The organism is Streptomyces ovatisporus, from assembly GCF_042653885.1.
GTDB lineage: Bacteria > Actinomycetota > Actinomycetes > Streptomycetales > Streptomycetaceae > Streptomyces > Streptomyces ovatisporus.
Genome location: NZ_JBHSFH010000010.1, coordinates 31,521 through 44,725, shown reverse-complemented (window position 1 = coordinate 44,725; position 13,205 = coordinate 31,521). Strand labels below are relative to the sequence as shown.

The 13,205-nt window shown below is 71.0% G+C and carries 11 protein-coding genes; 7 read left to right on the top strand and 4 right to left on the bottom strand.

What is annotated here, in order from left to right:
• Positions 1 to 37: 37 nt before the first annotated feature.
• Positions 38 to 676 carry a DoxX family protein gene (locus tag ACFPA8_RS17930; protein ID WP_386449659.1) on the top strand — a complete coding sequence of 213 codons (639 nt, stop codon included), beginning with the start codon at positions 38 to 40 and terminating at the stop codon, positions 674 to 676.
• On the opposite strand, the gene trxA is transcribed toward ACFPA8_RS17930, so the two are convergent.
• Positions 613 to 1,041 (bottom strand): thioredoxin, encoded by a 429-nt coding sequence (gene trxA, locus ACFPA8_RS17925; protein ID WP_386449657.1) that lies wholly within the window; start codon positions 1,039 to 1,041, stop codon positions 613 to 615. The two genes, ACFPA8_RS17930 and trxA, sit on opposite strands and share 64 nt — an antisense overlap.
• A gap of 442 nt (positions 1,042 to 1,483) precedes the next feature.
• On the opposite strand from trxA, the gene ACFPA8_RS17920 reads away from it, so the two are divergent.
• The 3 genes from ACFPA8_RS17920 (at position 1,484) to ACFPA8_RS17910 (ending at position 5,993) form a co-directional block, all read left to right on the top strand.
• The gene (locus tag ACFPA8_RS17920) at positions 1,484 to 2,002 is read left to right on the top strand and encodes a lytic polysaccharide monooxygenase auxiliary activity family 9 protein (protein WP_386449655.1); all 519 of its coding nucleotides are present in this window, start codon (positions 1,484 to 1,486) and stop codon (positions 2,000 to 2,002) included.
• Between the two features lie 363 nt (positions 2,003 to 2,365).
• Positions 2,366 to 3,502 (top strand): LLM class flavin-dependent oxidoreductase, encoded by a 1,137-nt coding sequence (locus tag ACFPA8_RS17915; RefSeq protein WP_386449653.1) that lies wholly within the window; start codon positions 2,366 to 2,368, stop codon positions 3,500 to 3,502.
• A 403-nt stretch (positions 3,503 to 3,905) separates the two neighbouring features.
• Complete coding sequence (locus ACFPA8_RS17910) at positions 3,906 to 5,993, top strand: neutral/alkaline non-lysosomal ceramidase N-terminal domain-containing protein (RefSeq protein WP_386450431.1); 2,088 nt, start codon at positions 3,906 to 3,908, stop codon at positions 5,991 to 5,993.
• Positions 5,994 to 6,107: 114 nt separating this feature from the next.
• On the opposite strand, the gene ACFPA8_RS17905 is transcribed toward ACFPA8_RS17910, so the two are convergent.
• Positions 6,108 to 7,433, bottom strand: coding sequence for a S1 family peptidase (locus tag ACFPA8_RS17905; RefSeq protein ID WP_386449651.1), 1,326 nt, complete (start codon positions 7,431 to 7,433; stop codon positions 6,108 to 6,110).
• Between the two features lie 355 nt (positions 7,434 to 7,788).
• On the opposite strand from ACFPA8_RS17905, the gene ACFPA8_RS17900 reads away from it, so the two are divergent.
• On the top strand, positions 7,789 to 8,394 hold the full coding sequence (locus tag ACFPA8_RS17900; protein WP_386449649.1) for an LAETG motif-containing sortase-dependent surface protein: 606 nt from the start codon (positions 7,789 to 7,791) through the stop codon (positions 8,392 to 8,394).
• 269 nt (positions 8,395 to 8,663) lie between these two features.
• Here ACFPA8_RS17900 and ACFPA8_RS17895 read toward each other — a convergent pair whose 3' ends face one another.
• Positions 8,664 to 9,890: an acetyl-CoA C-acetyltransferase gene (locus tag ACFPA8_RS17895; RefSeq protein ID WP_386449647.1), complete on the bottom strand. Its 1,227-nt coding sequence runs from the start codon at positions 9,888 to 9,890 to the stop codon at positions 8,664 to 8,666.
• 269 nt (positions 9,891 to 10,159) lie between these two features.
• A complete protein-coding gene (locus tag ACFPA8_RS17890) occupies positions 10,160 to 11,158 on the bottom strand; it encodes a LysR family transcriptional regulator (RefSeq protein ID WP_386449645.1) in 999 nt (332 codons plus the stop codon).
• A gap of 230 nt (positions 11,159 to 11,388) precedes the next feature.
• Here ACFPA8_RS17890 and ACFPA8_RS17885 point away from each other — a divergent pair, with 230 nt between their 5' ends.
• Positions 11,389 to 12,306 carry a CoA transferase subunit A gene (locus ACFPA8_RS17885; protein ID WP_386450429.1) on the top strand — a complete coding sequence of 306 codons (918 nt, stop codon included), beginning with the start codon at positions 11,389 to 11,391 and terminating at the stop codon, positions 12,304 to 12,306.
• A 58-nt stretch (positions 12,307 to 12,364) separates the two neighbouring features.
• Complete coding sequence (locus ACFPA8_RS17880) at positions 12,365 to 13,132, top strand: CoA-transferase subunit beta (protein WP_386449643.1); 768 nt, start codon at positions 12,365 to 12,367, stop codon at positions 13,130 to 13,132.
• Positions 13,133 to 13,205: the final 73 nt, after the last annotated feature.

The following is a 13,205-nucleotide window of genomic DNA, read 5'->3' as shown; positions in this document are numbered from 1 at the left end:
TCGACGACTCCCAGCGCCACTTGAGAAGGGACCTCCCATGGGCCGCACGATGTGCCGCACGAAACGTCACAGCCACCGCCACGCCCACAGCCACAGTCACCGGCACGGCTCCGGTCACAGCCACGGCCACCGGGCCGACCTCGGGCTGCTCGCCCTGCGCCTCGGCACCGGTGGCCTGCTCTTCTCCCACGGGGCGCAGAAGCTGTTCGGCTGGTTCGGCGGCGGAGGGCTGGAGGCCACCGGGCAGTCGATGGCGCAGATCGGCTTCAGGCCCGGCCGCCGGCATGCGCTCGCCTCCGGCCTGGGGGAGGCCGGCGGAGGCACGCTGCTCGCTCTGGGCCTGGTCTCGCCCGTGGCGGGTGCGGCAGTGGCGGGGGCCATGGCCGGAGCCGCCTCCGTGCACGCGCCGGCCGGGTTCTTCAACGACCAGGGCGGTCTCGAATTCCCGGCCTACCTGGGCTTCGCCGGATCGGCGCTCGCGGTCTCGGGCCCCGGACGGTACTCCCTGGACCATCTCCTCGGGCACCGGCTCAACCGGCCGTGGATGCTGCCGGTGACCTTCGCCGTCACCGCCGCTGCGGCCGCCTTGACCGTCTCGAGGCGGCTGCGGACTCAGGCCGAGGAGGGCCCGGAGGAGGCCGAGGGGTCGGAGGGCGTGGTGGGCTCCGCCGCCTGAGCCGCCTCTTCCGGCGATGTGGCGGACTCGCGCACCTCTTCCATGTCCAGCCCACGGGCCTGGCCGATCAGGTCCTCCAGCGCGGCCTCGGGCAGCGCCCCCGGCTGGGCGAACACCACGATGCGCTCGCGGACGATCATCAGGGTCGGGATGGACTGGATCTCGAAGGCGGCGGCCAGCTCCTGCTGGGCCTCCGTGTCCACCTTGGCGAAGGTCAGATCGGAGTGCCGCTCGGCCGCGGCCTCGTAGACGGGGGCGAACTGCCGGCAGGGACCGCACCAATCCGCCCAGAAGTCGATGAGCACGAAGCCGTCGTCGGCGACGACCTCGTCGAAGTTGTCCTTGGTGAGCTCCATGGTGCTCATGTCTTCTCCTGCTGTCGACGGCTGTCCCGGACGCGGCGGTCCGCATCGTTCCCGGCGGCGGACACCGGGGGTCTGGGTCCGCGTTCCCACGGGGCGGTGCGGCGTAAACCGCCGGTGCCGCACGGATGTTCCGGCGGGGCCGGTTCCGCGTCGCAGAGCCCTGCCCGGCGCCGCACCGGGCCGAAGCGGGTGGTTCGTTCTGTCCGCTCTCTTGACCGAGGACAGACAATCTATAAGGTCTAGACTAATGGCGAGCGTGATACCGGGTCCCCCAGCTCGCAGCCGTCGGGATGTCCGCGGACGGCTGGCCTCGCCGCTGGTGGAGTGGGTCTTCGCGCTGCCTCCGCGTTCGAAGAGGCCGTCCGCGAAGGGTGTGCGGCGCGTGCGTACGTGCCCGCCCTGCCCCCACCGCGCAAGGCGGCCCGGACCGTCAAGGAGTGGCATGGACTTCAAGAGGAAGCTCGCCGCGGGTATCGGCGCCGGAATCGCGCCCCTGCTCGTGCTCACGCTGCCGGCGTCCCCGGCGAGTGCGCACGGCTACGTCAACTCACCGCCGAGCAGGCAGGCGCAGTGCGCTGCCGGCACGGTCGACTGCGGGGCCATCAAGTGGGAGCCGCAGAGTGTCGAGGGGCCGAAGGGACTCACCAGCTGCAGCGGCGGGAACGAGCAGTTCGCCGAGCTCGACGACGACGGCAAGGGGTGGGCGGTCACGCCCGTCGGGAGCTCCCAGAGCTTCCAGTGGAAGCTGACGGCACGGCACTCGACCAGCACGTGGCAGTACTTCGTGGACGGTTCGAAGATCGCGGAATTCGACGACGGAGGCGCGCAGCCGGGCGAGACGGTGACGCACCAGGTCGACTTCGGCGGGTTGAGCGGCCAGAAGAAGGTGCTCGCGGTGTGGAACATCGCCGACACCGCGAACGCGTTCTACGCCTGCGTGGACGTGAACATCGGAGGTTAGGCCCTGTCTGTCTGACAAGTCTCGCCTTGCTCGCGACGACCGGCACGCACCTCCTCCCCCGCTTCGCGGGAGGCGCCCCCAGCGTTGTCGCATCGATCGAGTGGCCCACTACGAGGGCGATCCGCGCTGCTCCGCGAGCTCTCATCGGATCGTCGCGCCGTGCGCCACGGCAGCGCCGCCGGAGGACGTCCTCCGGCGGCGCTGCCGCGTCCGCCGCCCCTCCGCGGTGCCGGTCGTCCGTCCCCGCTCGTCCGGCCCGGCCCACGCGCACCATGGAAGAGGGGCGCATGGGAGACTGGTGGATAGATAGTTCAAGAATTAACTAAGCTTAGGAATCACCAAGCGTCGAAGAGGGTGAGAGCGGTGCAGTTCGGGATCTTCACCGTCGGGGACGTCACGACCGATCCCACGACGGGCCGCACGCCGAGTGAGCACGAGCGGATCAAGTCGATGGTCGCCATCGCGCAGAAGGCCGAGGAGGTCGGCCTCGACGTCTTCGCCACCGGCGAGCACCACAACCCGCCGTTCGTGCCGTCGTCGCCCACGACGATGCTCGGCTACATCGCCGCCCGCACGGAGCGGCTCGTCCTGTCCACCTCGACGACTCTGATCACCACCAACGACCCGGTGAAGATCGCCGAGGACTTCGCGATGCTTCAGCACCTCGCGGACGGACGCGTCGATGTGATGATGGGCCGCGGCAACACGGCTCCCGTCTATCCGTGGTTCGGACAGGACATCCGCCAGGGCATCCCGCTCGCGATCGAGAACTACGCGCTCCTGCACGAGCTCTGGCGCAAGGACGTGGTGACCTGGGAGGGCCGCTTCCGCACACCCCTCCAGGGGTTCACCGCGACGCCGCGTCCGCTGGACGGAGTGCCGCCCTTCGTGTGGCACGGCTCCATCCGCAGTCCGGAGATCGCCGAGCAGGCCGCGTACTACGGGGACGGCTTCTTCGCCAACAACATCTTCTGGCCCAAGGAGCACTACATGCGGCTCATCGGGCTGTACCGCGAACGCTTCGCGTACCACGGGCACGGCACCCCGGAGCAGGCGATCGTCGGTCTCGGCGGGCAGGTGTTCATGCGCCGTAACTCCCAGGACGCGGTACGCGAGTTCCGTCCCTACTTCGACGTCGCGCCCGTCTACGGTCACGGCCCGTCCCTGGAGGAGTTCACCGAGCAGACGCCGCTGACGGTGGGCAGCCCGCAGGAGGTCATCGAGAAGACGCTCACCTTCCGCGAGTCCTTCGGCGACTACCAGCGCCAGCTGTTCCTGATGGACCACGCCGGGCTGCCGCTGAAGACCGTGCTGGAACAGCTGGACATCCTCGGCGAGGAGGTCGTTCCGGTGCTGCGGCGGGAGTTCGCCGAGGGACGGCCCGAGGGGGTGCCCGGGGCGCCGACGCATGCCTCCCTCGTCGCGCGGCGCGACGCCGCGGCTGCCGACGGCGCCCCGGACACGGTCTCTTCGGGCACGGCGCGGCCCGACGCGGGCTGAAGTGGACTGAAGTGGCCTGACGTGGACTGACGGGGGCTGACGTGGGCTGAAGCGGGGCTGTGCGGGCGACAGGCAGGGGCGGCCGGCGGAGCGCGTAGGCGGAGCGCGTGTGCGGGGGCGCGCTCGGGGGAGCAGGCGACGACGTCGGCCGTTCGAAGTTCCGTGCACCGCAGGGGAGTTGTACTCCCTCGAGGAGCAACTGACCGTGCTGCGCGACGGTTGACGCAATTCGAGCAATACTCTCCGGCGCATTGTGGCCGGTGGTACGGGGTGACATGCTCACGGAACCGTTACCGGGAAGTAGCCTTACTGAGGAGCACCCGTGAGCAGCACCCCCCACACGCACTCCCACACACCCCCCTCCGACGGCCCTGACGGCACCCCGTCCGACGCTCCGGACAGCGTGCCGCCCCCCGTCTCCCGCAGCACCCGCCGCACGGTGCTGCGGGCCGGGGCCGCGGCGGCGGGGCTGGGCCTCGCAGGCGTCGGGTCCACCGCCGGAGCCGCACAGCCGGGCGCGGGCGCACTGCCGCCGGAAGCCGCAGCCAAGGCCGCGGCCACCTATCTCGTGGGCCGGGGCATCTCCGACGCCACCGGTGAGATCGCCGAGGTCGGCATGATGGGGTACGGGCGCGTCGACCAGCAGGCACAGGGCTTGCACACACGGTTGCGCGCCCGGGCCTTCGTCTTCGCCGACGAAGCGACGAAGGAGCGCGTGCTCCTCGTCGTCGTCGACACCGCCATGATTTTCGAGAGCGTCCACCAGGCCGTCCTGAGAAGGCTGGGCGAGAAGTACGGCGACCTCTACACGCACCGCAACGTCATGCTCACCGCCACCCACACCCACTGCGGCCCGGGTGGGTCCTCGCACCATCTGCTCTACAACGTCACGACGCTGGGCTTCCACAAGAAGACCTTCGGGGCGCTGACGGACGGCATCGTCGAGGCGGTGGACCGTGCGCACGAGGACGCCGCGCCGGCCGAACTCACGCTCACCCACGGCGAGTTGAAGGGCGCGAACGCCAACAGGTCACGGGACGCCTTCGAGCGCAACCCGGGGGAGATACGCGGCCACTTCCCCGACGCGGTGGACACCCAGACCTCGCTGCTGCGCATCGAACGGGACGGACGCGTCGCCGGCGCCGTCAACTGGTTCGCCACCCACGGCACCAGCATGTCCGGTGAGAACAAGCTCATCAGCGCCGACAACAAGGGTTACGCCGCCTACCACTGGGAGCGGGAGGTGGAGGGCGCGGACTATCTCGCCGGCGCCGCTCCGGACTTCATCTCCGCCTTCGCGCAGACCAACGCGGGTGACATGTCACCCAACCTCGACCTCAAGCCGCCCACGACGCCCGCGGACTTCGAGAGCACCCGCGCGTGCGGCATGCGCCAGTACGAGGCCGCCGTCCGCCAACTCGACGCGCGCGGCAAGCAGATGACCGGCGGTGTGGACTCGCGGCTGGTCTACATCGACCTCTCCGACACGACCGTCGACGCCGAGTTCACCGGCGACGGGAAGTCCCACAAGACGTCCAAGGCGTCCATCGGCGCGTCCATGGCGGCGGGGAGCATCGAGGACGGACCCGCGTTCCCCGGGTTCGAGGAGGGCGAGAACCCCTTCTGGGACGCGATCTCCGACTCGATCATCTACGAGGCGTCACCCGAACTGCGTGAGGCGCAGTCCCCCAAGGACATCTTCGCGCCGGTCGGACTGATGAACGGGATCTACCCCTGGGTGCAGGAGCAGATCCCCGTACAGCTGCTGCGCATCGGGCAGTTGTACCTGATCGGCGTGCCGGGAGAGGTGACGATCGGGGCCGGGCTGCGGCTGCGCCGGACGGTGGCGGACGTGGTGGGGGCGGACCTCCAGGACGTCCTCGTCGCGGGTTACGCCAACTCCTACTTCCACTACGTGACCACGCCCGAGGAGTACGACTCCCAGCAGTACGAGGGAGGAAGCACCCTCTTCGGACGCTGGCAGCTGCCCGCCCTGCAGCAGACGGCGGCGCAGCTCGCGAGCGCCATGCGGGACGGAAAGGACCTGCCCCTGGGGCCGGTCGCGCCGGACATCTCCGACAAGACGATCTCGCTGCAGCCGCCCATCGTCGTCGACGCGCCGCCGCTGCAGAAGGAGTTCGGCGACGTGCTCACGGCGCCGCGGGCCAACTACCGCGCCGGGGAACGGGTGAGCGTGGTCTTCGCGGGAGCCCACCCCGGCAACGTGCTGCACCGGGGCGGGACCTACCTGCGCGTGGAGCACCGTGTGAACGGCGAGTGGCGGACCGTCGCCGACGACGGCGACTGGTCCACCACTTTCCGTTGGGAGCGCTACGGCGTCGCCGCCTCGAAGGTGACGCTCACCTGGGACGTCCCCGGGGGGACGGCGACGGGCGAGTACCGCCTGAGGTACGAGGGCGACGCCAAGCCGCTGGCGGGCGACCCGCGCGCCATCTCCGGCACCAGTCCCGTCTTCACCGTGAGCGGCTGACGGGCCCGCCCGGCTGCCGGGACGACATCGTCCGCAGCCGGGCGGGCCCGTCAGCCGGAGCCGGACCGGGCGACCGGCCGCCGGAGGACACCACCGGCGGCCGGGTCGTACGGCTTACTGCTGTTCGGCCTGACCGCCGCCGGCGGCCGGGATCTCGGCGCCCGTGGCCTCCAGCGCGTCGGTGACGGGCTGGAAGAAGGTCTCGCCGCCCTGCGTGCAGTCGCCGCTGCCGCCGGAGGTGAGGCCGACGGCCTTGTCCTCGGAGAACATCGCGCCGCCGCTGTCGCCGGGCTCGGCGCACACGTCGGTCTGGATCAGGCCGTTGACGATGTCGCCGCCGCCGTAGTTGACCGTGGCGTCCAGGCCGGTGACGGTTCCGTCGGTCACACCGGTGGTGCTGCCGCTGCGCTGGACCTCCATGCCCACGGCGGCCTCGGCGGCCCCGGTGATCTCCTGCGTACCGCCCTGGCCCTGGCCCAGCGGGTCGAGGTTCACGGCGCTGGTCGGCTGGGCCTGCGCGTCGTCGTAGTTGAGGAGGGCGAAGTCGCTCTCGGGGAACTGCGAGTCGGCGACCGTGCCCAGGGCCTCGGCCCCGGCCTCGTCGGACGTCCACTGCTCCGCGGCGTTGCCGCAGTGGCCGGCGGTGAGGAAGGCGGGAGCACCGTTCACCTCGACGTTGAAGCCGAGGGAGCAGCGGCTGCCGGCCGCGAAGATGGCGTCGCCGCCGAGGACTCCTTCGGCCGCCTGGCCGTCACCGGCACCCGAGCCGTCGCCGGCACCCGAGCCGTCGTCGCCCGCGCCGTCACCGGCACCGCCCGCTGCGGCGTCGCCCGCACCGTCGCCCGCACCGTCGCCCGCGCCGTCACCGGCACCGGAGCCGTCGTCGTTCATGCCGCCGCCACCGGACGAGTTGCCGCTGAAGGGCTTGAACTCGCCGCCGGAGCGCTTCACGGACATCATGCCGTCCATGTTCGCGGCGGTCTTGTTGAGGCTGTTCCAGCCCGCGGCGTCGACCGTACGGTCGGCGAGCACCGAGACCTTGTTGGTGCGGGGGTCGACCGACCAGGCCGTACCGGCCACGGAGGCGCCGCCCGCAAGCGTGTCGGAGACCCTCTTCAGCTCGGCCTTGGAGTTCTGGACGATTCTCGCCGTCGCTCCGCTCTGCTCGACGCGCTCGGCGGTCTCCTGGTCGAGCACATTCATCACGAGGCGGTTCTTCGACTTGCCGTCGAGGAACCAGCCCGCCGTACGGTCGCCGTTCTCGTCCGCAAGCTTCGAACCCATCAAGGCTGCGGCTTCGGCAGTGCGGAGCTGGGGCCGCTGCTGCCCTTCCTCACCCGCATTGGCGTACGGAAGCAGAACCGCCGCGGTGGCCAGTGCCGCGGTGCCTGCGCCGGCTATCACATACGCTCGCTTCTTGTCCTTGCGTCGATGGCTCAACTCACTGACCTCCCCTGGGTGGTGGACCGACCCCTGATGCCGGCCCGGCGCAGTGGCACGCCACGAAATTGGTACTCGCTTGTTGCGATTCGGTGTTGAGACCGCTCAATCTCCGTGAGTTTCCACCGCGGTTACGGCAGGGGCGGTAGAGTCAGCGGGTTCCAGCGGTGAACGGGCGGGCAGCCACCGGACCGCACGGGGGGATTCACATCGCACGCACACGCCTGAACTGCCCTTTTCATGAGGCAAGTTGGTGAATTGGGGGGCGGGCGCGACGAATGGTGTACCGGGGAGTACCGTGCTGTCCTCGCACGACATCCGCTCTGCAAAGCTTCTGCATAATCAGAGGGAGATCATGACCGCTATTCGCCAGAGATGGCACCGCTCCGCCGCAGTCGTCGCGACCGGCGTCGCCGCTCTCGTCGGCACCGGAATACTCGCCGCCAGCCCCGCCCAGGCCCACAAGCCGGGCTGGGAGGTGGACTGCTACTCGGTGTCGGTCAACCTGACCAACTACGACCCGCGTGTCGAGAACACCATCAAGATCGAGGCCGGCGGCAAGGAACTGCTCAAGCAGCAGAAGTTCGGCGCCGAGTTCAACAAGAAGCTCGATCTGCCCAAGCACAGCAAGCCGCTCGAGGTCCACCTGGTCGTCAAGGCCGGCGACGGTGACCAGCACTCGCGCGACGAGCGGAAGATGTCGCCCGTGTGCGAGGAGACGCCTTCGCCCACGCCCACCGAGTCTTCGCCCGCCCCCTCGCCCAGCGAGTCCAGCAGCGAGGCCCCGGCGCCCTCGGAGGAGCCCAGCTCCGCTCCGAAGCCCGAAGGCGGCGGCGACGACCTCGCCGAGACCGGTGCCTCCAGCGCCACCCCGATGATCGCCGGTGCCGCCGGCGTCGTCCTGGTCGCGGGTGCGGGCCTGGTGATGGTCTCGCGCAAGCGCCGCAGCGCGCAGAACTGATCTGACTCCGTCGCCGCCCGGCTCCGGCCGGGCAGCGGACGTGCGCAGTACGTACGTGCGTACGTACGACGCCCGGCAGCCGACGATTTCGGCTGCCGGGCCCTCGTGTTGCCCGGTGGCCACCCGGTCCGGACGGCCGCGCTCCCGGGCGGCGGCCTCCCCGGCCTCGCCCGGTGCGAGCCGGTCGTGGTCGGGCGTCTTGCGCAGCAGCATGCTGCCCAGGGTGAGGGCCACCTGGAAGCGAGGAGCGCCGGGCGGTCCGTACCGGCTCAGGCGGCGACGCGCTCGAAGACCGCGGCCAGTCCCTGCCCGCCGCCGATGCACATGGTCTCCAGGCCGTACCGGGACTGCGTGCGGTGCATGTGGTGCGTCAGCGTGGTGAGGATGCGGGCCCCGGTCGCGCCGACGGGGTGGCCGAGTGAGATGCCCGATCCGCAGGTGTTGATCCGCTGCTCGTGATCCGTCTCCGTCAGGCCCAACTCCCTCGTGCAGGCCAGGACCTGGGCGGCGAACGCCTCGTTGAGCTCGATGAGGTCCAGGTCTGCGAGCGAGAGCCCGGCCCTCTCGAGGGCGGCGTTCGTCGCGCCCACCGGTCCGATGCCCATCGTCTTCGCCGGGACGCCCGTACGCGCGAACGAGACCAGGCGCACCAGAGGCGTGAGACCGAGGCGCTCCGCCGTCCCGGCAGTGGTGACCAGGCAGGCCGCCGCGGCGTCGTTCTGTCCGCTGGCGTTGCCGGCGGTGACCGTGGCCCCGGGGTCGCTCTTGCCCATCACCGGGCGCAGCCCGGCGAGTTGCTCGGCGGTGGTCTCGGGGCGCGGGTGTTCGTCCACCTCGACGACCGTCTCTCCCTTACGCCCTCGCACGGTGACCGGCACGATCTCCTCGGCGAACCAGCCCGCCTCCATGGCGTGCGCGGCCCGCTGCTGCGAGCGCAGTGCGAGGGCGTCCTGGTCCGCGCGGGCGATGCCGTATTCGCGGCGCAGGTTCTCCGCCGTCTCGATCATGCCGCCCGGCACGGGGTGGTTCTCGCCGCCGGCGGTCACGCGCCCGCGGGCGAGGGAGTCGTGGAGCTGCAGCCCGGGGCCCTTGATGCCCCAGCGTCCCTCGTGCGTGTAGTAAGGAGCCCCGCTCATCACATCGACTCCGCCCGCGACGACGACGTCGCTGAAACCCGACCGTATCTGCATCGCGGCGTCCAGCACCGCCTGGAGGCCGGAGCCGCAGCGCCGGTCGATCTGGACGCCCGTCACCGACTGGGGGAGTCCGGCGTCGAGGGCGGCGACCCTGCCGATCGCCGGTGCCTCGGAGCTGGGATAGGCGTGGCCGAGGATCACCTCGTCGATCCGTTCGCCGTCGATGCCGCTGCGCGCGACGACCTCGGAGATGACGCGAGCGGCGAGCGCGGCGGGCCGCTGCCCGGCCAGGGCGCCGCCGAAGCGTCCGATCGGTGTACGCAGCGGCAGGCAGATGACGACATCGGACCGGGCTGACATGGACGGGGCCTCCCTGGATTGCGGCTGGCGGCTGGCGGATTGCGGCTGACGGTTGGCGGCTCGGGGTTCCCACCGGCGGATTCCGGCCGACGCCCCGGCTCGGGGCCCTTCTCCCCGGTGGGCTGTTCGTGTGCTCACGGCGGACGGCTGCCGGGGTGGTCCGAGGCGGGTGCAGCGGGGGCCGGGCGGCCCCCGCTGCTGACGACCCTTCCACCCGGCACTGATCCGGTCCAATATCCGATCCGCTCGGGACTGAGACGGGCTGCCACCTAATCGCCTTCGCCCGCCTGTCCGGCGGCGCCGTGTCGGTCCTCCTCCGCAGGTACGGACTCCGGTGCGGGCCCCGACGCGGGCTCCGGTGCGGGCTCCGGTGCGGGCTCCGGCGCGGGCAGAGCCTCCGCCGCGACGTCCAGGACGCTGCGCAGCGCCGCAGACGGATTGTCCGGGCGCCACGCCAGCGCCGCCTGAAGCACCACCGGTCTGCCGCTCAGCGGCCGGTAGACGAGGCCCGTCTGCTGGATGTGCATGCACGAGGTGAGGGTGAGCGTCACGCCCACCCCCATCGCCACCAGGGCCAGGATCGTGTACGAGTCCGGCGCCTCCTGCACGACCCGCGGGTGGTGGCCGGCGGCCTCGCACGCCTGGAGAGTCACATCCCGCAGGCTGGAGCCGGTGCGCGCGGGGAAGCTGACGAAGGGTTCGTCGGCGAGGTCCTCGACGGCGATGCTGCGCTGCCGCGCCAGCCGGTGGTCCGAGGGGAGCGCGCAGACCAGTTCCTCCTCGCCGATCACCCGGTGCTCCACGCCGGGCTGTGTGACCGGGAGCCGTACGAAGCCCAGGTCGAGGGTGCCGTCGGCGACGCGGGCGAGGGCGCGGTTGGCGTAGGTCTGGCCGCGCATGACCAGCTCGATACCGGGGTGTGCGGCCCGCACCGCCCGGGTGAGACGGGGGAGGGTCGCGTGGCTGGACGCGCCGGCGAAACCGACACTGACCCGCCCGTACTCACCGCGCCCCGCGGCCTTGGCGACGCGCCGGGCGATGTCGAGGTCCTCCAGCACCGTGCGGACGGGCTTGAGGAATGCCTCCCCGGCGCTGGTCAGGCGTACGGACCGGGTGCTGCGCTCGAAGAGCTGCACCCCGAGTTCCTTCTCCAGCTGCCGGATCTGCTGGCTGAGCGGCGGCTGCGCCATCTGCAGACGCCGGGCGGCGCGGCCGAAGTGCAGCTCTTCGGCGACGGCGACGAAGGAGGAGAGATGGCGCAGTTCCACGAGTGTCCCGGGGGCAGTGGCGGCGAGCAGGTCCGCTCGGCGGCCAGTTATCGGTTTTCCGTCTCAAACTGACCTTAATTCGGTATTGGACGCCAATCAATGGGGGGTGGGAACGTGGTGCCGAGCCGTTGCCCGTGTCCGGGTCCGGACGCTTCGGACCCCGGCGGGACGCGCACCGGAACGCACCGAGACGCCGTGGAGCCGCCGTGGAGACCGCAGTGGACAAGACGATGACGATGCGGGAAGCCGTCGCTGCCTACGTGCACGACGGCGACACCGTCTCCCTGGAAGGCTTCACGCACCTGATACCCACCGCCGCCGGGCACGAGATCATCCGCCAGGGCCGCCGCGGCCTCACCGTGATCCGCATGACGGCCGACATCGTGGTGGACCAGATGCTCGCCGCCGGGTGTGTCTCGAAGCTCGTCTCCTCCTTCGTCGGCAACTCCTCGGCGGGCTCGCTCGGCGAGCTGCGCCGCCGCGTGGAGAGCGCGCAGCCCGAGCCGCTGGAGTTCGAGGAGTACAGCCACTACGGCATGATCTGCCGCTACCTGGCCGGCGCGCAGCGGTTGCCGTTCTACCCGCTGCGCAGCTACGGAGGCAGCGACCTCCCCGAGGTGAACCCCTCGCTGCGCAAGGTGACTTCGCCCTATCCCGGGCCGGACGGGGAGACCGAGCAGATCTACGTCGTGCCGCCCGTCAACCCGGATGTGACGATCGTGCACGCCCAGCGGGCGGACCGCTCGGGCAACACCCAGATCTGGGGACTCACGGGAGTGCAGGCCGAGGCCGTCTACGCCGCGCGCAAGGCCGTGGTCGTCGTGGAGGAGATCGTCGAGGACGAGGTCGTACGCTCCGACCCCAACCGCACGGTCATCCCCGCGCACGCCGTGAACGCCGTCGTCGCCTGCCCGCGCGGCGCCCACCCGTCCTTCGCCCAGGGCTACTACGACCGCGACAACGCCTTCTACCGCTCGTGGTCCGGGATCAGCCGGGACAAGGAGCGGCTGACGGCCTGGCTGGCGGAGTGGGTGTACGGAACCCGTGACCATGCCGAGTACGTCGGCAAGCTCGGTGAGGAGTTCTGGGAGGGGCTCGCCGTCGGTGAGGCGATGAGCCTGCCCGTCAACTACGGGCGGCGTCTGTGAGGGCCGGGAGCGCCCCGCCCAGCCGCATGCCGTCCCGCGACCCGAAAGTGAGCCGCTCATGACCGCCGCCACTGCGACCTCCTCCGAACTGCTCTCCGTCGTCGCCTCCCGCGAACTGGCCGCCAGGCGCACCGTCTTCGCCGGTATCGGCCTGCCCACGCTGGCCGCCTCGCTCGCCCATCTCACCGTCGCGCCCGAGCTGGAGATCGTCTACGAGTCGGGGGTGTGCGGGGCGCACCCCTCCCACCTGCCCGAGACCATCGCCGACGCCGTGCTCATCACCGGCGCCGAAGCGGTGCTGCCGATGCCGACTCTCTTCGGTTCGGTGCTCCAGGGCGGGCACATCGACGTCGGCTTCCTCGGCGCCGCCCAGATCGACAAGTGGGGCAACCTCAACTCCTCCGTCATCGGCGACTGGCACCACCCCAAGGCCCGGCTGCCCGGATCGGGCGGCGCCAACGAGGTGATGGCCAACTCCCGTGAGGTGTTCGTCGTCATGCGCCGCCACGATCCGCGGTCCTTCACCGGAAGGCTGGACTTCTGCACCTCGCCCGGTCCGGACCGGGCGCTGGCCGACGGCATCCGTCCGCTGGGCGCCGGAGTCACGCGTGTCATCACCGAGTTGGGCATCCTGGCCCGTGAAGGCGTCGGCGAGGAGCTGCGGCTGACCGCCGTGCACCCCGGCGTCGGCGCGCAGGACGTACGGGCCGCCACCGGCTGGGAGCTGAAGACAGCCGACGACCTGACCGTCATCGAGCCACCCACTCAGGCCGAACTCGCCCTGCTGCGCGAGGATGTCGACCCTGAGCGCGTCTACCTGCGCTGACGTCGAGGGGCGGGCCGGGGGCCTGAGCCCGCCCGGGCGGCGGGTGGACGTCGCCGGAGCACGGACCGAACAG

Coding starts and splice junctions, on each gene's coding strand:
- ACFPA8_RS17930 (WP_386449659.1), top strand. CDS start 38: ATGGGCCGCACGATGTGCCGCACGAAACGTCACAGCCACCGCCACGCC.
- trxA (WP_386449657.1), bottom strand. CDS start 1,041: ATGAGCACCATGGAGCTCACCAAGGACAACTTCGACGAGGTCGTCGCC.
- ACFPA8_RS17920 (WP_386449655.1), top strand. CDS start 1,484: ATGGACTTCAAGAGGAAGCTCGCCGCGGGTATCGGCGCCGGAATCGCG.
- ACFPA8_RS17900 (WP_386449649.1), top strand. CDS start 7,789: ATGACCGCTATTCGCCAGAGATGGCACCGCTCCGCCGCAGTCGTCGCG.
- ACFPA8_RS17895 (WP_386449647.1), bottom strand. CDS start 9,890: ATGTCAGCCCGGTCCGATGTCGTCATCTGCCTGCCGCTGCGTACACCG.
- ACFPA8_RS17885 (WP_386450429.1), top strand. CDS start 11,389: ATGACGATGCGGGAAGCCGTCGCTGCCTACGTGCACGACGGCGACACC.
- ACFPA8_RS17880 (WP_386449643.1), top strand. CDS start 12,365: ATGACCGCCGCCACTGCGACCTCCTCCGAACTGCTCTCCGTCGTCGCC.